The sequence below is a fragment of the Methanomassiliicoccales archaeon genome (genome assembly GCA_038850735.1).
GTDB lineage: Archaea > Thermoplasmatota > Thermoplasmata > Methanomassiliicoccales > JACIVX01 > JACIVX01.
In genome coordinates, this window is the sequence record JAWCLO010000002.1 from 1 (window position 1) to 22,792 (window position 22,792).

Sequence of the window (22,792 nt, forward strand, 5' to 3'; positions counted from 1 at the left end):
ACCAGAAAAACAACTCCCGGTTTCAGAAAGTACGAAAAAAAAGCAGTTTTGATTGGGGGTGGTGATCCTCACCGTTTCAGACTTGATGATGCTATTCTCATAAAAGACAATCACCTCAAGATAGTAGGTAGTATAACGGAGGCGGTGTCAAAGGCCAAAACCGTTTCCTTCACTAAGAAAATTGAAGTTGAAGTTGAATCCATTGAGCAGGCGGTAGAAGCAGCAAAGGCTGGAGCAGACATTGTAATGCTCGACAATATGCCACCTGAGCAAGTAGAAGTTGCGTCTCTTGCAGTAAAGAAACTCAACGATCACATTCTTGTAGAAGTTTCTGGCGGTCTCACTCCTGAATCCGCACCAAAATATGCTAGGTATGCAGACATTATTTCACTCGGATACATAACGCATTCACCTAAAGCCATACATTTTAAACTCGAGATCACAAGCATAAAATCACCAGAGGGTAATTAGCTAGTCGAAAATCGGAGACATAGCCCGAGCTCCTTAATTCAAGCAGATTACGAGAACTTGTAGTAATTCTCATTATAATATATTTCTTGACTCACGTGAAAAAACGGGCCATACATGAGGACATCTAACTGGAAATCTTTGGCGCGACATATAGCTACACTCTCTTAATATCTTGTGGAATCATGACCAGATCTTCAGGGATCTTGGAAAGATATCATTCTGCTTTGCAGTAGAACCATCGAAAATGGAGATTGCCACATTTATCATCAAGCGGATTCATCGCATGATCTTTATAAAATTCACATGGAAAAAGAGATTCTCCTGCGATTTATGCGATGTCCATATGGTTTATAGAAACTGAGAAATTTCATTATGTATTACGGTATCATATGGACATTGAAAAGGAATTATGCCAGTTTTGCGGAAAGCCGGCAAAACATTTTCTTTACGCCGCTTTCGTATGCGACAGCGAAGAGTGTATTGAAAAAGCGCGCGCGGAGCGAGGTGGACCGGGGGGACACCTAAGGATTAAATCTCAATAAAAGTCAAGCAAATAATCAAATGATATTGCTCATTAGTCTCATAAAGAATCAGAAAGAGTGAGATGGAATGCTTTAAATAGAAACTAGACCACTTCATGCATTCGGTGTAAATTTGAATGATGTAAGTTTTTGCCCTTATTGTGGCGAAAGAATTGTGTCAGGGGCGAATTTTTGCCCAAAATGTGGCAGGCAATTGCCAGTTACTGGCAGTAGTTCGTCAATGCAACAACAAAATTATGCGCCTCAGCCGAGAACGTATTCAGGAAGATCAAAACCAGAAGCTGCAATTGTCCTCTCAATAATTGCGGGCGTTTTCATTCTTATTAACGGTATTTTGGTAGCTGCTCTTGGAGCCATATTGTTATTCTCATTCTTACCTGCTGGCATCATTGTACTTGGCGCGGGTCTCATCTTTGGCCTGATCGTCTTTATCGCCGCGATTAAATTAAATCAGAAACCGGAAGAACACCTGATGTGGGGAGTCGTTATACTCGTTTTCTCCATTTTGAGCATCGTGATAGGCGGTGGCTTCATAATCGGATTGATTTTGGGATTCATTGGCGGGCTTTTGGCAATCCTTTGGAATGAATGAATCAATCCGCCTCTCCGCAAAGATTTCGCTCGTAAATACCGGAATGTCGTTGTAGATGTCTTCGGCATAAGTATAGCATGAATGATCATGGACGATACAAAAAGGAAGCAAAGAAAGAAATAAATCATCCCACAAAATTCATACAAATCGGATATCAAAAAAGGTAGTTGTGGATGATCCCAAGAGCAACTTTTTAAATGTGCAAAACGCATGCAAACTGCGCAATGAGAATTGCCGGTTTCGCCAAAACTTCGTTGGTCGATTGGGATGGCTTTGTGGCTTCCACAATTTATCTTCCAGGATGCAATTTTAGATGTCCAGCCTGCCATAATAGAGACCTGGTTTTTATACCAGAGAAATTAGACGAAATTCCGCTAAGCGAAATAGTAAAGTACCTTGAAGATAACGCCGATTTCATAGATGGTGTAGTAATTACAGGTGGGGAACCAACGATCCAGAATGGATTGGCAGACTTCATTATGGTGTTTCGCGACATGAACCTTAAGGTGAAACTCGATACGAACGGAAGCCAGCCAAGGATCCTGGAGGACTTGATAGATGATGAATTGCTTGATTTTGTCGCCATGGACATTAAAGGACCAATGAACGAAAAATATGACGATGTATCAGGAATAGAAGCACCATTGGATGATATAAAGAAGAGCATCTCAATAATCATGGATTCTGGGATCGACTACGAATTCAGAACAACTGTTGTCCCTGTTTTCTTGGATACGCGTGACATTGAATCCATAGCTGCCTACATTGGCGGAGCAAAAAAATATGCTCTCCAGCAATTTCAGCCGAAGAATACTCTTGATGAGAGATTTACTGTCGTTCGACCATATTCTTCAGACAGAATAAGAGAAATGGCAGCGGTGGCAAAGAAATATGTTAGGAAGGTTATCATCAGAGGTCTCATTTGAATCTTTATCAAAAGTGATAATACGCACTACATCTTTTTAGTAGCATGCCTACATGAAGGACTCTTGAGTGTAAGAGGCCGTTGGACAATTGGAGGGGTTTAATTGTCGCAAAATGGTAGAATAAAAACATATGTAGAAGGATTTGACAAGGTTCTGGAAGGCGGTATACCTGCGGGTAACATTGTGCTGATTGCGGGGACACCGGGAACAATGAAGTCGTCGCTTACGTACTATATATTGTATCATCACGCCACTGAGAGTGGAAAGATCGGTGTTTATGTCACTCTCGAACAATCCAGAGAAAGTCTCCTTCGCCAAATGGAAAAAATGGGGATGCCAACGGAACCCGTTATTGATAAACTCCATGTCCTCGACCTCAGTCTGCTCAGAAAGAAATTGCGGCAGATCTCGGGAGCTGGTTCTTGGCTACACGTTTTCAAGGCCTATTTACAAAATCTTAACGAGAATTTAAAATACGAGTTGCTAGCAATCGATTCACTGGATGTACTGGAAACGATGGCCGAAATCACCAATAGGCGAACTGAGCTTTTCTATTTATTCCAATGGTTAAAAGAATTAGGTGCCACCGTCTTTCTGATTTCTGAAGCATCACCTGAGAAAATCCTTGAGGGGACATTTGATGAAGGATATCTTTCCGATGGAATAATTACTCTCAAAATGCAAGTCGTTAGGGATGTTGAGACGCAAAGGCGCATTAGGTGCGTAAAGATGCGAGAAACAAATCACGATCCTTCGTATTTCACACTTCTTTTCAATGCAAATAGATTCCAGGTCACCAAAGTCATAAGCGAATGAGGCCTGGTGGACAGATGAAGAAGAAATATGAATGCCCAAGATGCGGTGCTGGTATCAAACCCGGCGATATACAGTGTGACAGATGTGGCGAAATATTGAAGCCTGTGGAGTCAAAAAAAGACACGCCATCACTTTCTGTCACGGTTGAGAAAGTTCTCAGTGAGGAAGAAGTCTCAGTAGCTTTTGGTCAATCAGAGTATCTTACGATTTCAAGGCAAAAGCAACTGCTCGTTCAAAGGGAAGCGGAGATTACCAAAAAAGAAAAAGAATTGAAAGAAAAAGAAAGAAAATTGTTGGAGACGATCGAGGCACTTGAAAGAGATAATCAAGCACTTGAGGAAGCAATGAAGAGATGCAAAGAATTTGAAACGGAACTAAGAGCGAGAGAGGAAGCTTTACTAAGCAGAGAAAGTGAGTTGGAAACGCTTGCTATGAAACTTGAGAAGCAGATGAGAGAACTTGAAATATCCGCTGGTTCTGGCAGGAAAATCAAGCTGACTGATGAGGAATTTGAGAGACTTTTGGCGCTCAAAGAGGACTATGAGAAAGCGCTGAATGAGGGGTACGCTCGATTAAGAAAGCAGATCGAAGAAGAGCTCAAGGAACGATTCGAGAAGCTTATACAGCTTCAGAAACAAATTGAGGCCGTTGATATATCCCATCGTATAATTCCTGAGACCCAAGATGGGAAAGTGAGAGATAGAGAAGAAAAAATATCAATAGAACCCGCTGAAACTTTAGATCTCAGTAGTATCATTGAAGAACTAAAAAGGGAGGCCGATCTGCAAACAAAAACTATTGTCGGTAAAGAACCGATTGACATGAGAATAAGAACACACATTGAGAGACTTGATGTTGCTATGGGAGGGGGGATTCCAGCTGGCAACGTGATTCTCATAAATGGCTGTGCTGGAACGATGAAATCAACGCTTGCTTACGCAATTCTTTACAATTCCGCCATTCATGAAGGTCTCAATAGCATGTATTTTTCCCTCGAACAGAGTAGAGAATCGCTTCTTAACCAGATGGAGAAAATGGGGATGCCGAAGGAGAAGTCGGGAAACAAAGTTCTAGTCGTGGACATGATCGATCTTCGGAAGCGGATGGTGAAGGAGAGAGGAGATTGGCGCAACATTCTAATGAGGTATGTTGGAAATATAAAAAAGGAATGGGACTTCAAGATATTTGTTCTCGACTCAATAGAATCGTTTAAGTCATTGACAGACTATCAGCTTTCTCGCCAAGACCTCAAAGACCTATTTGACTGGTTCAGATCACTTAACATGACAGTTCTATTGATTTCAGAGAAACCGCTAGAGGTTCTCCTTGATAATGCGGAAAGCGAAGCATATCTTGCTGACGGGATTATTGAAATGCGCATGAAGGAGATTGATGACGTTAGAGTCCAGCGATGGCTAAGAGTTCTGAAAATGCGCGGCACTGAGATAGATCCGCGTTACTTCTCTTTTACGCACGATGGCAGTAGATTCAACCTAACTGTGCCTATAGTTGAATGAAGCCGATGTATAGTAGTTTAATTATGGAACAAGCTGAAATTGAAGAAAAATTAAATATTCCAGATGCCTTAATCGATACCTGCGGGATGGAAAATTATGGTACACATCGAGAGAATCCGAACTTTTATCCACAACTTTGATGAAAATCTTCAAGGAGGTATTCCAAAAGGGCAGGTTGTGTTAATTACGGGAACACCTGGAACGATGAAATCTTCCCTTGCTTACAGTATACTTTACCACAATGCGCTTCAAAACGGAATAAAAAGTGTTTACATGACGCTCGAACAATCCAAGGATAATCTTCTTCAACAAATGATAAGTATGGGCATGGATGATGAGAGAGCGAAGGAATTCATTCATATTCTGGATCTCGGACTCATTAGAAAGAGCCTGACTCAGTTGAGCGCGAAGGGTACATGGCTTCAGGTCTTCAAAATGTACGCGGATAGTTTAAAACGCAGCATTGGATACGAGCTGCTTGTTGTGGATTCTCTTGACGTTTTGGAAATGGCGGCGCAAATGGGCGAGAACCGCCGTACAGAACTTTTTTACCTGTTCGAATGGCTAAGAAACCTCGGAGTCACTTCTTTCCTCATTTCGGAAACTTCTCCAGAGAAGATGCTAGAGAACAAATACGACGAAGGATACTTGGCTGATGGAGTGATAAGTCTTAAACTCCAGGAGATCGGCGAAACAGATATCCAGCGAAGGATAAGGGCGGTGAAGATCAGAAGCACGAACCACAAGACTGGATATTTTTCGCTGCTATTCAGTGACGGAGTGTTCAGGGCCACTCAGGTAATAACTGAATAGATCCAGATGGATAGAACCGTCAAGCATTAATAGAAGATTGATCTTTTTCGAAGTTCGGGCTCATGGTCTAGTGGTTATGACGTCGCCCTCACATGTCAATCAGTGACTGAGAACGGCGAAGTTCCCCGGTTCGAATCCGGGTGAGCCCATATTTTTCAGAAGGCCCATTAATATGAATCAAAGTTGAATATTGATCTGATGTGCCCTTCAAAAAGCGACGAGAATTATCCTACAATGCTCAGTAAATAAGGTCAACAGGCGCCGAGTGTCTACGCAGAATTGTTGCTGGTAATTACTACCGATAGTTTATATTCAAAAATGTGCCCTGAAAAATCTGTCTCTAACCATGAAAAACATGATAATATGAAATGGTAACGTGGTAAGATCTTGCTAGACTGAGGATATTGAATCGATTCATATTCTTTTCGTCTCACTATCTCCCTAGCCATCATTTTTGCAATGGCAAGAGGCTCAGATTGCAGCCAATTAATATGCCATTTCCTTAATAAATAAAAAAGATATCACATCAAACAACAGAATCCCTAAAATAAGTCCCATATCCATATTAGCTCTAAGAGCGGCATTGCCTGAACAGGTGATATGCAATGAAAATTGCCACCGTATCACAGATGAAGGATATGGATCGAAAAGCCATCGAAGTTTATGGCATGGACGAGTTGCTGCTCATGGAAAACGCAGGACTCGCAGTTTATGATGTAATAAAGAAAGAATTGTGTGGCGTGAGGGGGCTGAAATTTGCGGTTTTTTGTGGCCCCGGAAACAACGGCGGGGATGGGCTCGTTGTTGCAAGAAAAATACACTCAAATGGCGGAAAGGTCAAGGTTTTACTTTTGCAACCCCCGGTAGACTTCAGAGGGATCGCTAAGAAGAACCTAGACATGATAGAACGCAGAGGAATGGAAATTTCCGTAATAACGTCTGTTGATGAGATAATGCACACTATTGATGAATGCGACGCGATTATCGATGCAATTCTGGGTACTGGGATAACAAAGGAGTTATCGGGTCTTTTCAAAGAAGTCATTGAAGCCATCAATAGAAGCGGCAAACCGATTTTCAGCGTTGATATTCCCTCTGGGATCAATGGCAATAATGGTCTTGTAATGGGTGTTGCTGTGAGGGCAAATTTTACGATCACTTTTGGTTTGCCAAAAATAGGAAATGTAATCCATCCTGGTTATGAGTACTCTGGCAAACTTTACGTATCTCATATTTCTTTTCCACCAGCACTATATGAGAACGATTCCTTGACAGTTGAGATCAACATACCAGATCAAATCCCTCCAAGAAAACAGGATGCTCATAAAGGCACTTTTGGCGAAGTGCTTTTCATCGCTGGAGCACGTGGATACCTCGGAGCTCCATACTTTTCCGCCCTCAGCTTCCTTAAGGCTGGGGGTGGATATTCGAGACTTGCTGCTCCTGCTTCGGTATCGTCCTTCATTGCTACCAAAGGAAGCGAAATAGTCATGATTCCCCAAAAGGAGACGCCGAGTGGCAGTATAGCTTTCGACAATAAGGACTCGTTGCTTGAGCTTGCAAACAAAATGGATATGGTCGTCATGGGTCCGGGACTATCGCTTAATGAGGAAACCCAGGAACTAGTTAGGTATCTCGCGGAGAATATAGAAAAGCCACTGCTAATCGACGGGGACGGAATTACCGCGATCTCGAAAAATCTAAATTGCATTAAGCGGAGAGATAAAACAACGATCATCACGCCGCATCCAGGTGAAATGTCTAGAATAACGGGTGTTGGGGTGCAGGAAATTAGAAAAGACAGAATTGGTCTTGTAGAGCGCACTGCGAAAGAACTCAACGCGATTGTAGTTTTGAAGGAGGGGATCTCTTTCATAGGTCGTCCAGATGGAAAAGTATTTATTAATATGAGCGGAAACTCAGGGATGTCTACAGCTGGAAGCGGCGATGTGCTCAACGGGAGCATTGCGGCAATGTATGGTCAAGGCATGCCGATAGAGGAGGCTGTCAAAGCAGGAGTCTTCATCCATGGCCTAGCAGGTGATCTGGCAGCTGATGCGATCGGTCAAGATGGAATGACTGCCCAGGACATACTCAACTTCATGCCTTCCGCCGTACGATATTATCGCACTCACTATGATAGAATTTCACGAACTTTGTACGGGAAGATTACGGTCATATGAGACTTCATTCTTAAACAAAATGTAGTTTCAATCATAGGTAGCGTGAGCACAGTCTAACTGTTGATGATAGAATGCTGCATTCCTGATCAATTTCCTGTGAAATGATTTTCAAGCAGAAAGAAGATCTAATTCGAAGCTGCGAGAACTACGTGAATGATGCCTTCGGTCACGACGTTTGCAGGCTCTCGAAAACCTTAGTTTAATATCCTCAATTCTGTATCCCTCACTCAGAGGGTTGGATTTATGAGTAAGAAATTCAGACTCCAAGGAGTTTACCCCGCTCTCGTAACTCCCTTCGACAAGAAAGAAGACATAAACGAAGATGCTCTGAGAAGCCTGGTTAGGAACATCTTTGATCATGTGGACGGTTTTGTTCCGTGCGGCACAACGGGTGAATTCGAATACATGAGTTACGATGAGCGAAAACGTGTTTTCGATATATGCATTGATGAGGTGAATGGAAAGAAACCTGTCATCGCCGGTACAGGTGATCCTTGCACACGCAACGTGATTGAGCTGACGAAATATGCTCAAGACGCTGGCGCTGATGCGTGCTTAGTCGTTGCACCGTATTTCTTGCGCCCATCGGACAAAGGAATCTTCGAGCATTTTTACAGACTATCACGAGCCGTTGACATTCCAATCATTCTATATAACATACCCCAGACGACCGGTGGATACCTGCCAAGAAGAGTCATAGAGGATCTCGCTGACATCGACAATATCGTTGGGCTGAAAGACTCATCTGGAAATCTAACATACACGATGGAAGTGCTTGAAAAGACGAAAGGTAAGATTGATATCGTAGTTGGGCACGATGAGGTTGTACTTCCGGCACTAGCTGGTGGGTGTTCTGGTATGATTCTAGCGAGCGCCCAAGTTTATCCTGATGTCTGGCAGAGAGTTTTCAGAGCTATTAAAGAAGGGAATCTCATAAAAGGAAGGGAAGAACAACTCAAAGTACAAAAACTCTCCAGAATTTTTTGCAGATATGGTGGGCCAGTTCCTATCAAGATCGCACTAAAATATATGGGAATAGACATGGGAAAGACTAGAGGGCCCCTCAAAGAGGGTGGTGTAATTCTTCACGAAGATCGAGAGGAAATAAGACTTGAACTTGAAAAGATAGGAAAAGTCCCAGTTTCTCAGCCGCCTATCGAGACACCAGAGATCCCTTTGGAGAAGAGATTTGAAGATATAGGAATCACACCAGCAGATATCGTAAATGATGGGGTACTTATAGGTAGCGCTTCTGCAGGTTCGGGTATAAACAAGGTACGAATAGATCTTGTTATTGGGAAAAAGGACGGTGTCGTGGGGGTATCGTTTGCGAGTCAACTCGTTTATTTAAGAAGAGGGTATGAAGCACTGCCAGCCATACTTGAGCCAAATCTCTCAGCAAAACCGAGCTGCCTCATTGTTCCAACGGTTGAATTGAAAAATCTAAGACAGGCAAACATCATGTATGGACCTGCACAAGCTGGAATTGCCAAGGCCATCGCGGATAAAGTGGAGGCTGCTGTAATACCTAGAGTGATGATCGATACACATGTGATGTTAGCTAAGGCATTCGTGCATCCGAACGCGCTAGAACGAGACATCCTTTACAAGAACTTTTACGAGGCTACAATGGAGGCAATAGACATGGCCTTCAGAAAGGGGGTGTTGTAATTGCCCAGGGCAGAGTGGCTTAAAGGAATATATCCAGCAATCGTCACTCCTTTTAAAAGGGATGAGACTATCGATGAAGATGCGCTCAGGAATCTCGTTGATCATTTGATAGATCACGTCAACGGATTTGTCGTGGCTGGAACTACAGGCGAATTCGTTTATTTAACAGATCGCGAGCGGATGCGAGCATTAGAGATTGTCATCGACCAAGTTGGGAAGAAAGTCCCTGTGATTGCCGGAACCGGTGCAAGTAGCACAAAAGCCACAGTCGAACTGACTAAAAATGCGAAGGATATTGGCGCGGATGCCGCGCTCGTGGTGACCCCCTATTACTTCAACCCGACCTGGAAAGAGATATATGAGCACTTCGACGCTGTAAACGAGGTAGGCCTGCCCATTATCCTCTACAACATACCGCAGTGTGCTGGCATGCACCAGCAGTGGTGGACAACAGAAGGTTTGGCTTATCTTGACAATGTAATTGGCGTCAAAGATTCTAGCGGAGACATACCTTATATGACAGCACTATTCGAAAAAATTCGAGGAAAAATTAACATACTTTGTGGTCACGATGAGGTCGGAACGGCAGCTTTACTCAGTGGAGCTGATGGACTCATTCTTGCAAGTGCAAACTTAATCCCCGATATTTGGCAGAGGATATACAAGCACGTACAAAGAGGAGAAATAGAAGAGGCTAGGCAGCTCCAACAGAAGATACAGAAATTAGTGAGAATTATTGCCCGAACTAGCGGAAACCAGGCAGTGAAGGAGGGACTATGGATGACAGGCATTGATGTTGGCTACTCAAGAAGGCCGACTATGCCCGGAGACGCATTTAGACATGAAGACAGGGAGGAAATGAGAATTGAACTCGAAGTTCTTGGCAAGATCAAACCCCGAGAGACGACCTATGTTCTTGGAGACAAAAGAATAGTCACGAGGGTTCCCGCTACGCCACAAACTCCAACGGTTGTTGACGGATTCGCGCTGAAGGTCGGAGAAGGATACGCTGGACCTCCTGATCATGAAATTGCTCACACCGACCTTTTGATTGGAATAAAGGGAGGGCCGGTTGAAATAGCTATTGAGAGGGCACTCCAGGCTGATGCTGGCCAAGGAAAGATGAGAATTGTTAACGATCTCCCTCGTACGCTGCTTGTACCAACCGTTACGCCTAGAACGAAAAAACAAGAGGAGTTGCTTTATGTGCACGCAGTGGCAGGCTTGAAATGGGCTATAGATGCGAGTATCCAAGATGGTTTCCTTCCCCGTGAGATTCTTGAAGACATAGTGCTTCTTGCGAACGTGTTTGTTCATCCTGCAGCTGCCAATAGACACCGAGTGAAAGTCAATAACTACAAGGCGGCAAGGTATGCGATAAGAAAGGCGATTGAGGGAAGACCTACTCTGGATGAAATATTTTACCAAAAAGAGTCAGTTAGGCATCCGTTCAAGTACACACCATAGTCGAAAACCTTCATTAAATAGGGCATCAGGGTTTTCGATGCCCTCTAATAACCATTTCTTTTTTAAGGGCGCAGAAAAATAACTCAGATTATAGCTTTAAGAGGTTACGACTTTCCATAATGTTCATTGGCTTGTATAGAAAAAGCCCATTGATAAGAAAAAATTCACGCGAGTAAGACTTCTCCTGTCATGTAACGCTTTTCGTCATTGGCTCGACATAATATTTGCAGTGGCTATAACCGCTTGCTAAGCATTCTGCGTCCATTATAATACTCAATCGCATGCCCATGCAGCTTTCTAAGATTCCACCGATTATCCCCTCGTTTAGAATACAAAAACTCCGACCTGTCTCCGGCATCCGATGACAATTGTATTCGTCCCTTATGATCAAAATAAGAGGTCTGACTGAATATACACAGACCTCACCTAATTCGTGCTGCTCATAGAAAATCTTGATCTCTTTTATAACGCCGTCAAGAGTTGACGACTTTATACGCTTTGATATTTCCGCGCCTATGAGTCTTCCGATATCTCTCAACATAGGCTCCATCCTGAGTCCAATCGATTCCATTCCTATAATGATAGATCGAATTACGCCCTTCAAGAAACTACTAGGCAATCCGATCGATCCTGCAATAGTATTACCTATTGCGAGTTTCAGATCTTCTCTCGGTTCGGCTGAAGATCCGATCGGTTTTGAGATCAGAAAATAAACTTTCCTTCTACTATCCGTCGGATCATCTTTGAAAGAAATAAGATCATCTTTGACCAATTCTTCGAGGTGTCCTGATATTGTTGATTGTGCCTTTCCAGTGATGTCCGATATGTCGCTTAAACTGAGTTCCCTTTTTTGCAGCTCCAAGAGAATTCTTTGTCGAAGTGGATTTGATACCTGTTTTAAACCCTTTGGAGTAAGATACACCTGAAAGAATCCATTCATTTGTCATCACCGGTTCAGCTAGTCCATAAGACTTCTAATGGGTGAGTCTATTTTTTATCAGAATTGAAACACTATAAAAAGTATTTCGTAGGTGGATAATATGTCCATCCCATCTTCCCATGAGTACATGGTCGTACTGGCCCAAATAAACTCAAAAAATCCCTTAAGCCAGTAAATCGACAGATTTTGGTGGATGGATCATCCAAACACCCCAAATATCTTTTCTACTGAGATGCTAATTCAGTCGCGTGAGAATGTGAAAGTCGTTATCGACGGAAAAGCTACTGACATGAGAGCCCTTTGGTTCGAAGACGGCAAACTGAAAATGATTGATCAGAGGTTGCTTCCTTTTGAAATTAGAGTGATTAGCCTATCTCATTGCAATGAAGTGGCAGAGGCAATAAAAAATATGGCAATACGGGGCGCCCCATCGATCGGTGCCGCTGCTGCATATGGCCTAGCCCTAGCAGTTATTGATAAAGAAGATATTTCGAATGCAGCTAACCTATTGAGAAAAACAAGACCAACTGCTTATGATCTTTTCTATGCAATTGATTATATGGTTCGATCTATTCAAGATGGAAGAGATCCTGTAGAAGCTGCGAATTCTTATGCCAATGCAATCGTTGAGCGATGCCGGCTTATTGGAAAGCATGGTTGTGAATTAATCAGAGATGGATATAGGGTTATGACTCATTGCAATGCAGGTGCATTAGCTTCAGTCGATATTGGGACAGCACTGGCACCAATACGCTTCGCTCACACCCAAAGTAAGCATTTCTTCGTATATGTGTCTGAAACCCGACCACGACTCCAGGGAATGCGGCTTACATCGTGGGAGCTGCAAAACGAAGGAATACCCCATGCGGTGATCGTTGATGGGGCGTCTGGCCATTACATGAAAAAAGATGTTGACGTTGTTATTGTTGGCGCGGACAGAATAGCGTCTAACGGAGATTTTGCCAATAAGATAGGAACTTACGAAAAAGCGGTAATAGCTCATGAACTGGACATTCCCTTTTTTGTAGCAGCCCCAATTTCAACATTCGACTTCAATCTGAACAACGGCGATGAAATACCTATAGAGCTACGAAGCGAAGAAGAGGTGATTGCAATCGAAAATGTTCGAATCGCACCTCGTGGCGTTATGGCACTTAATCCATCCTTCGATATCACGCCGGGTAAATATGTTACAGGGTTCATAACGGAAATAGGAATTTTGAGACCATCTGAACTTGGCGAAATCGCCAAAATACGGAGTTGACCTGAATGGGTGATGCAAAGAGACTCAAAGAAGAAATCGTTACGATTGGGAAGTTGCTTTATGAAAGAGGACTTGTCTCAGGTACGGCGGGAAACATCAGCGCAAGAGTTGATGATGAGTACATGCTTATCACACCTTCAGGCAGGTGTAAGGGATTTTTGATCGAGAGCGATATAATGACGGTCTCGATCAAGAGTGGCAAGGCCAAAGATAAGGGAACTCCATCGATTGAAACACCGCTCCATGCAGCGATTTACAATAGAAGAGAGGATGTCTTCGCGATCATTCATACTCATCCAGTTCACTGCACCGTGCTTGCAGTCGCTGGTAAAAAGCTGAACTCATCGCTCATTCCTGAGGGGGTTCTTGTTCTTGGAGACGTCCCGCTCATACCATACAGAACACCAGGATCCACAGAATTGGCCTGTTTACTTGGCGATAATATCACAAATCGAAATGCTTTGTTATTGGAAAAACATGGAGCTGTAACTGTGGGCTCAAATTTATTGGAGGCTTTTCTTCGTCTCGAAACTCTTGAATTCATAGCGACTCTCCAGGTGCACCTTGGCTTGGAGATAGAAAATCTTGGCTTGAGCGATGATGAGCTGCGGATCATTTTGCAGAAGAAGCAGCTATAATAAGAGCAAAAACGGATATTTGCCCAATATGATCCTCGTCACGAAGTGGTTTGGCGTATTTCTATGCGATGATCACGATATTAAAAAGTTCGAATTGTTTCCCAAAGATGCTAAGATCATCGCCAAGAAACTAGCTGCAATCAGAAAAGGTGAAATTCTTCCAGAGGAAAAGAAGCTGGCGCAAAAAAAGATGCAGGTGGCGGAATTGCGGCTTTCTGAGCTCGGAAGACCTGTGAACTTTGACGGTTCATTTATCAAAGCGGAAGACTACGGATTTTCCGAAGCACTCATGCGTGAAGCGATGCTCGAACTGGGAAAAATGGGCGTGAAGGAATCAGTCCATCCTGATCGATGCGTATTGCAGGCAATTAGAGCCGTTGATGATATCAATGAATCAATTAATGTAATTAACGAAAGATTACATGAATGGTATGGCCTGTATTTTCCAGAACTATCCGACTATGCAAAGGACATGAAGTATGTGAAGCTCATTGCAAAATTCACAAGAAAGGAAGAAATCATGAAAGAACTTGGTGTCGATCTGGAATCCCTAGGAGGCCAAATGTCAGAAGAAGACATACAAATTCTGAGAGAAGTCGCCGAGTCTCTAGATAAATTATACCAAGTCAGGGAGGGTCTCCAGAAATACATTGCCGATATTATGAAACAGATTGCCCCAAACCTGGCAGCACTCTTATCGCCAAGCCTTGCCGCAAGATTGATTTCTTTAGCAGGTGGCCTCGAAAGGCTTTCAAAATTGCCATCGAGTACTGTGCAATTGCTCGGCGCTGAAAAGGCGATGTTTTTGCATTTGAGAAATCATAAAAAACCACCAAAACACGGCGTCATTTATCAGCATCCGATTGTTCATAAAGCACCATACTGGCAAAGAGGAAAGCTGGCGAGATCTCTTGCATCCAAAATAGCAATTGCCGCAAAAATAGACTATTGGCAAGGAGAGTACATCGGAGATAAATTAATAGAGGAGCTTGAAAAAAGAAAGAAAGAGATCGAAGAAAAATACCCCACGGCTCCAAGAAAACATCGAAAAAAGGGTTGATATCAGCAAAATATTTAAACCGCATATCGTTACCAATGCCGATAGTCATGTCGTGGACGCAAGCTGAAGTTAGGGAACTCAAGGAAGGTAGATACATTTTAATCGATGATGAGCCTTGCAGAATTATTTCAATCACAACGTCGAAACCAGGGAAACATGGAGAAGCAAAGGCTAGGATCGATGCAATAGGCATTTTTGATGAGCAAAAAAGGAGTATTGTCCATCCAGTGAAGCATAAGGTCCAGGTTCCTATAATCGACAAGAGAAAGGCGCAGGTCCTTGCGATTGCAGGCGATGAAGCACAGTTGATGGATCTCGAGACTTACGAGAACTTTCAATTACACATTCCCGAAGAGTTGAAAGGACAGATTAACCCAGGCGATGAGATCATGTATCTTGTTGCAATGGGAAGGAGAAAAATCACAAGGGTCTAATCATGAGTATCAGCAGCTTCCGCTTTGCGGATGCCAATGCCGATTATGAGAATGCGTACTTTATCATCATGGGAATCCCCTTTGATCGAACAACTTCATTCCGCCCGGGAGCGCGATACGCGCCTAATTCGATACGAACATCTTCATACAATTTCGAGACTCTCCTTTTCGAGCACAACATCGATCTCATCGATGTGCCCATCCACGACGCAGGGGATTTTGAGGAATTCGGTTCAGCTGATGACATGGTGAAGGTTGTAAAAACAGAAGTCACAAATATTGTTAGAGATCAGAAGTTTCCTATATTTATTGGAGGGGAACATTCAGTTACAATTCCTACCGTGAGATCTTTTGATGATATCGGTGTAATCACCATAGACGCTCATCTAGACTTCAGAGATCAGTATCTCGGACAGAAAAATAGCCATGCATGTGTAACGCGAAGGATTGCGGAGCATGTTGGATTGGAAAATGTTGTTGTATTCGGAGTACGTTCAATTTCAAACGAAGAATTTTCTTGCAAGACGCCCAAGTACATAGATGCTTTCTCGATAAAGGAAATAGGTGTTAAGAGTGCGTTCAAAGACGCCCTAGATTCTATCCAGAAAAAAAAGATTTTTTTGTCCCTAGATATCGACGGTATTGATCCTGCATATGCACCCGGTACGGGCACCCCTGAACCGTTTGGTCTATCGCCTTACGAAATTAAAGAGTGCATCAAAATGATAGCCCCCCGACTCGTAGGCTTCGATGTAACTGAAGTATCTCCTCCGTATGATAACGGTAACACAGCGTCCCTTGCAGCCCGCATCATAAGAGAGGTCATAGCACTCGCTTGGAAACATTGGAAATACCGTGATTAAATGGACCTTACACCTCTCTTCTCTACGTTTTTGCTGATAACTTTGACGGAGATAGGCGACAAGACGATGATCGCTGTCATCACTCAGTCCTGCAGGCACTCTCGGAAATCCGTCTTCCTTGGTGCATTAGCGGCCTTGGGTATGGTCTCGGCAATAGGTGTGCTCATAGGCCAGGCAATTTTCGAAGTAGTCTCAAGACAGATCATTGAGCTCATTGCAGGTGCAATTTTTATCGTTGCGGGCATCACAACGCTTCTTATGCCGGAAAAGAAGAAAGAATCTAAGTGGGATTGTTTTAGAAGCTGCGGAGGTTTCCTGGGCACTTTCATTCTTGTGACTTTGATGGAACTCGGTGACAAAACGCAGTTTTCTGTAATAGCACTTTCCGCGGAATCTGGTGCCGGATATCTGGTTTTCATTGGGGCACTAATGGGATTTGCACTTATTACGCTGATCGAAGTCCTCTTCGGGGGCGAACTAGGAAAGAGGGTCGAAAAGAAATACATAAAACTAGCCAGTGCGATTGTATTCCTGATATTTGGTGCAGCATTCATTCTTCAAGCACTTTTATGATGTAAAGATATGAAATACAATACAATCACGACTGCAAATCGGAAATGATATCTTTCAACAAAGTTGTGTATTCCTCGTAATATTTTGTAGCAGTGGCCTTTGTTTTTCCCTCAACCATGACGCGAAGAATAGGCTCTGTACCAGATGGTCTTATTAGAATCCACCCATCCTCAAGAAAAATCTTCATACCGTCTGTTGTATCAATGTGCATTCCCTCAGCATATTTCAGAAGTTTTGCCATGATCATCATTTTTTTCTCGTTACTACAGCCGATTTTTCCTTTGATCTGATAATATTTAGGAATATAGCTCAGGAGTTGTGATGGATGACCCTCTTTCACAATAATCTCAAGCATTTTTGCAACAGTCATCAGACCGTCTCTACAATATTGGTGTTCTGGAAAAATCAAACCCCCATTTTCTTCGCCTCCGAACACGGCACCCAGCCTCATCATCTCCCTTGCAACAACTGGTGCCCCCACCTTCGTATACTTCACATGTCCTCCCACGGAACTTACTGCCTCCTCAACGCAGCGGGATGTGCTAACTGGGGTGACCACTAAACCACTTCCCTTCTCGCTTACTATGTGCTTGGCGATCAACGCAAGACTTCTGTCACCGTGAACGAAATTTCCACGCTCATCGATAAATATAGTGCGGTCAGCATCACCATCATGGGCTATACCAATATCTGCAGATGTTTCTTTTACGAGGGCGATAAGACTCGATAGGTTTTCCTCGGTTGGTTCGCTTGGACGACCCGGAAATGTACCAAGTAGGGAACAATTCAATGTAATTACTCTTATACCCAGCGACTCCAAAAATAAAGGGGTCGTAAGAGAGCCTGCACCGTTTGCGCAATCAACTACGGCGCACAACGATGCGCTTTTTATTGCTTCTACATCAATCTTATTCTTTACTGACTCGAGGTAAAGCCGAAGAGCATCTGATTGGCATGTCAAGGATCCTACGTGATTCCACGCACTCATTTTGAAAGATCTATTGTAATAAATACTCTCGATTTTCTCTTCGTCTTCTCTCGGTATTTCGGTTCCATCAGCGGCTATGCATTTGATTCCATTGAATTCTGGCGGATTGTGAGACGCTGTTATAGCCACCCCACCAGAAAGTTGTTTAATTTTAACATAGTACTGGAGTGCGGGGGTAGGAAGTATTCCGAGATCGATTACACAACTTCCTGCCGACATGAGTCCTGCAGAGACCGCGAACTTTAACATGTCTCCAGAAATGCGTGAATCTGTGCAAATCGCATGAACACCAGGCGCAACTGTGCTGATGGCTTTTCCCAAATCGATTGCTATTTGAACATTCAAATCGGAATTGACAATTCCGCGTACGCCGTTTGTCCCAAAGAGCCTTGAAGACACCTTCTACCACTCACCGCGCCTTATGCTGTTCAGCCGTCAAAAGAATGTGTATGATGTCAGCAGCATCCTTGCAACTATCCGCAGAATTCTCTATTCCATGCAATATGTCTCTCATCAAGAATATCGCCCGCGGGTCCATTTGAGCGAATAGAATTTCTTTCTTTGTAACGAAGTACATATCATCAAGATTATGTTCTGCAATCTCAACTTCTCGTTCATATTTCACAACAAGTTCATCCTCAACACCTAGATTATCGATGCTCATTTTCAGCATCTTTGTGGCGCGTTCGAGCTCGCCCGTCATCATGTGATATTTCTCCCAAAGAGACTTGGGGACTTCCACTCCAGCCTCAATGATCATCTGCAGATTTAACGCTGCTTCCTTTCCCCAATCAGCAACATAATCCATTCTGCGAACTAGATGCATCAAATCCTCCCTTTCTCGTGCATCGAGATCGCCTTTGCTAAGCTCCGCGCTGATTGTTGATTCAAAATAGTCTGCCTCTCTTTCAGAAATCAGAAGCCTTTGAATCGCCTCAAGAGCCCTTTTGCGATCGCCTTCACCGATGAATCCGATTGCCCTATTAAGTTCAGTGATTGTATCACTCACTCGAAGAGCATGATTCCTTATACCATTCATAATAACTGACTCACGACGCTTGCTAAACCAATCCAACAGCGATCCACCTTCACTCAAGACTTATCGCCTCCTCAATTCCGCCCGGTCCCCTTGGATAAATAAGTGCATTCTCCTTTTCGAAAGATAAGTAAAGTTTGTCGCCGGACTTATATGCTTTTTTCATCGACGTATCGACATCAAACTCCACAGTTTCATCCGCATTTGTTCTTGATATGATACGCAAGTATGTTCCAACATACCGTATATCTTCAACGATAGAAGGTATTCCGTCTTTCGAAGGAAAGATATTTTCCGGTCTCACCGACAACACAATGGCATCTCCTTCTTTGAGATTTGAAGATGGCCCTTTCACCTTTGTACCGTCCCTAAGTTCCACCTCAGTATTCTCAGACGACACACGTCTTATCCATCCTTCAAAGAAATTCATCTCGCCGATGAAATTAGCAGTAAACACGTTTTCCGGCTTCAAATAAATTTTCATAGGGGTTCCCACTTCAACTATGCGCCCTCGCCTCATGACAATGATCCTATCTGAAACGCTCATTGCCTCCTCCTGATCGTGGGTTACATGAATTGCTGTAAGACCCAGGGATTTAACAAGACGTCTCAACTCATAACGTAAATCAATTCTAACCCTAGCATCGAGGGCAGAAAGGGGTTCATCTAGGAGTAACAGCTTTGCGCCGGTCGCGAGCGCTCTTGCAAGCGAGACTTTTTGCTGTTCGCCACCGCATAGAGAAGGGGGAAACATATTTATCTTTTCCAGCAATCTTACAAGCTCTAGATACTTTTTAGGAATCTGCTCAATTCCGTCTTTCACCCCCTTTACCCTTGGACCATAAGTTACGTTGTCATATACGTTGAGATGAGGGAAAAGGGCGATGTTTTGAAAAACATAGCCAACATCCCTTTCTTCGGTTGGAACGCCTTTCATATTCCTACCGTCGATGAAAACATCTCCAGATGTAGGTTCTAGGATACCAGCTATAATCCTAACGAGCGTTGTTTTTCCGCATCCAGATGGGCCCAGAATTGTGATGTATTCGCCATCTTCAATTCTTAAATTAACATTATCGGCAGCAACGACTCGGCCCCACTTCATAGTGATATTTTTTAATTCCACGCTCGGCATCTCATTCTACCCTCAGCTCTTCATCAAGATTGCATTTCTCCAGAGAAAAGACCGAAGCCTTCTCTGGATTCCACTTAAGACCTACCTCGCTACCCTCTCGAACTTTCTTAATCCGTCCAACAGGCAACCTTGCTGAGCATCTGCCCAATGCTTCGACAAAAACATCAATAAACATCGTTCTTCCTTCAAATATGACACGTTCGACTATGCCTCTCAAATAACCTTCCTCAGCTTCCACTATCTCCGAATTTCCGGTTTTTACGGCGATCACTGCACACTCACCTATATTTAGATTTGAGCGGCGCGATGGCAAGATTCTGCCCTTCTCATCCTTAATGAGAGTTATTTCATCATTTCTTATGACAACACCCTTAAAGAAATTAGATTGACCAACGAAATTTGCAACAAAAGGCGAATTAGGACTGTCAAAAACATCCTCTGGCGTTCCTACCTGAGCGATTTTGCCTTTCCGAATGATCGCAATACGATCCGCCATTACCAGGGCTTCTTCTTGATCGTGCGTCACGTGAATGGTTGTAATGCCCAATGATTTCGCGATCGATCGCAGTTCTCGACGCAAGCTTAGTCTGAGTCGGGCATCAAGCGCACGCAGAGGTTCATCGAGCAACAATATTTCTGCTCCTGCGGCAAGCGCTCTTGCCAGAGCTGTACGCTGTTGCATTCCTCCGCTAAGCTCTCTTGGATAAGCATCCGATCTCTGAGTGAGTCGAACCAAATCAAGCATCTCAGCCAGGGTCTTTTTCTTAGCCGTTTCAGTCCAATCTTTAATATTTGGACCAAAAATGATGTTCTCGGCTACTGTCATGTGGGGAAATAATGAGTAAGTCTGCGAGAGGAATACTGCCTTGCGTTCCTCAGGTTCCAAAGCCGTTACATCCCTGCCGTCAAAATAAATTCTTCCAGAATCAGGCAGGGTGAGACCTGCAATGATCCTTAGGGTTGTAGATTTTCCTGCGCCCGTTGGTCCGAGAATGCAAAGATACTCTTTATCCCTAACTGTAAGGTCGAGACCATCGATGGCCTGAATGTGACCATAAGATTTCTTTATGCATTCCAGCTGTATCTCGGGCATCTAAAACCCCTTCCGTTTTCTCTTTGTTATATAGCGCAGGAAGAGCATCGCTAAATAGGATACAACAATAAGGGCTATGCATGCAAGCCCTGCGGCATAGTAGTTCTGTTCTTTTACTAGCTCTACAATATATACCGGTGCAGTTATTGCTTCACTTACAACAGCTTGAGTTGCACCAGTTTCTCCAAGACTTCGTGTAAAAGCCATGATTGATCCTGCAAGTATTGAACCCTTGATCATCGGATAAAGCACTCTTCGAAATGCCTGGATCGGTTTTGCACCAAGGGTCCGAGCAGTCTCCTCAAATGCTGGATCGATTTCTTCAATAGCTCCCGCTACATTTCTAACCACCAAAGGATAGGTAAATGCAACGTGCGCCATGATGATCAAAAGTGTAGGTTCCGAAGGTATCAAAAATTGATCATTCCAAAATTGACCAAGTGAGTAACCAAGTGCAGCTGTCGGAACGATCAGGGGCACATTAACAAGCAAATCCAATAAGCTAGATAATTTCCTTGATTCACTCCTCGAGATTAATATTGCCAAAGGAATTCCAAATGAAAGGTCAATCACGGTAACTACGAAGGCGATACCAAATGAATAACCTAAGCTAGACCAGAACGGATCCCAGTCCCCGCCAGACGGTGTGCTTGTGGCAGCATATGAAAAAATAAAAAAAGATGGAATCAAAACAAAGAAAAAAAGAAAGGCAAGTGCCCCAAAATCCTTTAATCTCGGGGTAATGCCGCGGCTTAGGAACTTTTCTGGTCTCGGCCATACTTTACCAAAAGGTAAGCGAACCTTCATCATAATAATCTTCAATATGGCAAGGAGGACGAGTGCTAGGACTATAAGCAGAATACTCACAAAAGATAATTGTGGCACGAGTTCAGGATGAGCAACAGAAAGTTTTTTCCATTCACCTATAAGAGTGGGGCCAGTATTAAAACCAGCTGCGTTAGCCATTGTAGCAAGCGCAATCATCGTCCCCCCAGTTTCGCTCAGACTTCGTGAGAAGCACAGAATTGTTCCTGTAACCAATCCAGCACGAAAAAGGGGTAAGGTAATCGTCCGAACAGCTGTTAACTTGCTTGCGCCCAGAGTCTGTCCGGCAATCTCATATGTGACATCGATCTGTTCCAAAATCGCGGCTAAGGATCTTACCATATAAGGGTAAGAAAAGACGATGTGAAGGAGGATGACCAGGACCATTGGCGATGAAATTGCACCTAGGGCAAATGTAGGAGTATCCAAGGACGGCGGCGTGACTGCCCAAAAAATAGCACTCGAAAACCCAAGAGCTGCTGTAGGTACGGCCAAGGGCATGTCTATTAATGTATCGAGAAAGCTTTTCCCTCTGAACTCTTTGCGAACGAGTATCCATGCAATTGGGAGTCCTAAAGCAAAATCAATAATTGTCACTATTGTGGCGATCTCAAAAGATGCAACAATGGCGTCCCAAATAAGGTTAAGAGTCTCATGGCTTCCAAGCACATTATTTTCAATTGCATCCCAATGCGTAAAAATATAAGAGAGAATGTAAACTGTTGGTAGAATAATAAAAAGCAGAAAAAAGGAAATGATAAAAGCGTTCCAGCCCTTTCGAAAACTCCTTTTACTTATAACACACAAAATCTTGTCAAGGCGGCTCATTTCTTTCCCTAGCGCGCAATACCTGAAAAAGGATATCAACATAAATACCTAACCAATTCTAACCTACCGCATCGTCCCAACAAGTCCTACATTGAACCGAGAGACATATTCTCTTGG

Annotated in this window: 21 protein-coding genes and 1 tRNA gene; 16 read left to right on the forward strand and 6 right to left on the reverse strand. The window is 43.4% G+C overall.

The features are described from left to right. From QW087_01390 to dapA (QW087_01435), 10 genes are all read left to right on the forward strand, one after another. Nucleotides 1–471: nicotinate-nucleotide diphosphorylase (carboxylating) (locus QW087_01390; GenBank protein ID MEM2943383.1), on the forward strand; the 471-nt coding region annotated here is incomplete at its 5' end. Between the two features lie 654 nt (nucleotides 472–1,125). Continuing rightward, nucleotides 1,126–1,605, forward strand: a complete 480-nt coding sequence (locus tag QW087_01395) for a zinc ribbon domain-containing protein (GenBank protein ID MEM2943384.1) — start codon at nucleotides 1,126–1,128, stop codon at nucleotides 1,603–1,605. Between the two features lie 197 nt (nucleotides 1,606–1,802). Further along, nucleotides 1,803–2,531: an anaerobic ribonucleoside-triphosphate reductase activating protein gene (locus QW087_01400; protein MEM2943385.1), complete on the forward strand. Its 729-nt coding sequence runs from the start codon at nucleotides 1,803–1,805 to the stop codon at nucleotides 2,529–2,531. Nucleotides 2,532–2,633: 102 nt separating this feature from the next. Then, complete coding sequence (locus QW087_01405) at nucleotides 2,634–3,347, forward strand: ATPase domain-containing protein (GenBank protein ID MEM2943386.1); 714 nt, start codon at nucleotides 2,634–2,636, stop codon at nucleotides 3,345–3,347. 14 nt (nucleotides 3,348–3,361) lie between these two features. Further along, nucleotides 3,362–4,864, forward strand: a complete 1,503-nt coding sequence (locus QW087_01410) for an ATPase domain-containing protein (protein MEM2943387.1) — start codon at nucleotides 3,362–3,364, stop codon at nucleotides 4,862–4,864. Between the two features lie 96 nt (nucleotides 4,865–4,960). After that, nucleotides 4,961–5,677: an RAD55 family ATPase gene (locus QW087_01415; GenBank protein ID MEM2943388.1), complete on the forward strand. Its 717-nt coding sequence runs from the start codon at nucleotides 4,961–4,963 to the stop codon at nucleotides 5,675–5,677. 56 nt (nucleotides 5,678–5,733) lie between these two features. Next, nucleotides 5,734–5,826, forward strand: a tRNA-Val gene (locus tag QW087_01420). A gap of 456 nt (nucleotides 5,827–6,282) precedes the next feature. Then, nucleotides 6,283–7,860 carry an NAD(P)H-hydrate dehydratase gene (locus tag QW087_01425; GenBank protein ID MEM2943389.1) on the forward strand — a complete coding sequence of 526 codons (1,578 nt, stop codon included), beginning with the start codon at nucleotides 6,283–6,285 and terminating at the stop codon, nucleotides 7,858–7,860. 243 nt (nucleotides 7,861–8,103) lie between these two features. Beyond that, complete coding sequence (gene dapA, locus QW087_01430) at nucleotides 8,104–9,531, forward strand: 4-hydroxy-tetrahydrodipicolinate synthase (protein MEM2943390.1); 1,428 nt, start codon at nucleotides 8,104–8,106, stop codon at nucleotides 9,529–9,531. Then, nucleotides 9,532–10,998 carry a 4-hydroxy-tetrahydrodipicolinate synthase gene (dapA, locus tag QW087_01435; GenBank protein ID MEM2943391.1) on the forward strand — a complete coding sequence of 489 codons (1,467 nt, stop codon included), beginning with the start codon at nucleotides 9,532–9,534 and terminating at the stop codon, nucleotides 10,996–10,998. Nucleotides 10,999–11,185: 187 nt separating this feature from the next. Here the strand turns inward: dapA (QW087_01435) and QW087_01440 are convergent, their stop codons facing one another. Next, nucleotides 11,186–11,938 (reverse strand): ArsR family transcriptional regulator, encoded by a 753-nt coding sequence (locus tag QW087_01440; protein ID MEM2943392.1) that lies wholly within the window; start codon nucleotides 11,936–11,938, stop codon nucleotides 11,186–11,188. Between the two features lie 256 nt (nucleotides 11,939–12,194). Between QW087_01440 and mtnA the strand changes: the two genes are divergently transcribed. The 6 genes from mtnA to QW087_01470 are packed head-to-tail and all read left to right on the forward strand — an operon-like array spanning nucleotide 12,195 to nucleotide 16,770. Further along, entirely contained in the window at nucleotides 12,195–13,202 is a 1,008-nt protein-coding gene (gene mtnA / locus QW087_01445; protein ID MEM2943393.1) for an S-methyl-5-thioribose-1-phosphate isomerase, read from the forward strand. A gap of 5 nt (nucleotides 13,203–13,207) precedes the next feature. After that, complete coding sequence (locus tag QW087_01450; GenBank protein MEM2943394.1) at nucleotides 13,208–13,840, forward strand: class II aldolase/adducin family protein; 633 nt, start codon at nucleotides 13,208–13,210, stop codon at nucleotides 13,838–13,840. Nucleotides 13,841–13,868: 28 nt separating this feature from the next. Continuing rightward, a complete protein-coding gene (locus QW087_01455) occupies nucleotides 13,869–14,900 on the forward strand; it encodes a ribosomal biogenesis protein (protein MEM2943395.1) in 1,032 nt (343 codons plus the stop codon). A gap of 47 nt (nucleotides 14,901–14,947) precedes the next feature. Beyond that, a complete protein-coding gene (locus tag QW087_01460) occupies nucleotides 14,948–15,334 on the forward strand; it encodes a translation initiation factor IF-5A (GenBank protein ID MEM2943396.1) in 387 nt (128 codons plus the stop codon). Between the two features lie 2 nt (nucleotides 15,335–15,336). Then, nucleotides 15,337–16,197 (forward strand): agmatinase, encoded by an 861-nt coding sequence (speB, locus tag QW087_01465; protein MEM2943397.1) that lies wholly within the window; start codon nucleotides 15,337–15,339, stop codon nucleotides 16,195–16,197. After that, nucleotides 16,198–16,770: a TMEM165/GDT1 family protein gene (locus QW087_01470; protein ID MEM2943398.1), complete on the forward strand. Its 573-nt coding sequence runs from the start codon at nucleotides 16,198–16,200 to the stop codon at nucleotides 16,768–16,770. A gap of 25 nt (nucleotides 16,771–16,795) precedes the next feature. On the opposite strand, the gene glmM is transcribed toward QW087_01470, so the two are convergent. From glmM to QW087_01495, 5 genes are read right to left on the reverse strand one after another with little or no spacing between them, the layout of a single operon-like run. Then, nucleotides 16,796–18,157: a phosphoglucosamine mutase gene (gene glmM / locus QW087_01475; protein MEM2943399.1), complete on the reverse strand. Its 1,362-nt coding sequence runs from the start codon at nucleotides 18,155–18,157 to the stop codon at nucleotides 16,796–16,798. Nucleotides 18,158–18,167: 10 nt separating this feature from the next. Then, nucleotides 18,168–18,833 carry a DUF47 family protein gene (locus tag QW087_01480; GenBank protein ID MEM2943400.1) on the reverse strand — a complete coding sequence of 222 codons (666 nt, stop codon included), beginning with the start codon at nucleotides 18,831–18,833 and terminating at the stop codon, nucleotides 18,168–18,170. Between the two features lie 13 nt (nucleotides 18,834–18,846). Continuing rightward, nucleotides 18,847–19,929, reverse strand: a complete 1,083-nt coding sequence (locus QW087_01485) for an ABC transporter ATP-binding protein (GenBank protein MEM2943401.1) — start codon at nucleotides 19,927–19,929, stop codon at nucleotides 18,847–18,849. A 1-nt stretch (nucleotide 19,930) separates the two neighbouring features. Then, nucleotides 19,931–21,022 carry an ABC transporter ATP-binding protein gene (locus QW087_01490; GenBank protein ID MEM2943402.1) on the reverse strand — a complete coding sequence of 364 codons (1,092 nt, stop codon included), beginning with the start codon at nucleotides 21,020–21,022 and terminating at the stop codon, nucleotides 19,931–19,933. Beyond that, the gene (locus tag QW087_01495; GenBank protein MEM2943403.1) at nucleotides 21,023–22,516 is read right to left on the reverse strand and encodes an ABC transporter permease subunit; all 1,494 of its coding nucleotides are present in this window, start codon (nucleotides 22,514–22,516) and stop codon (nucleotides 21,023–21,025) included. Nucleotides 22,517–22,792 lie beyond the last annotated feature (276 nt).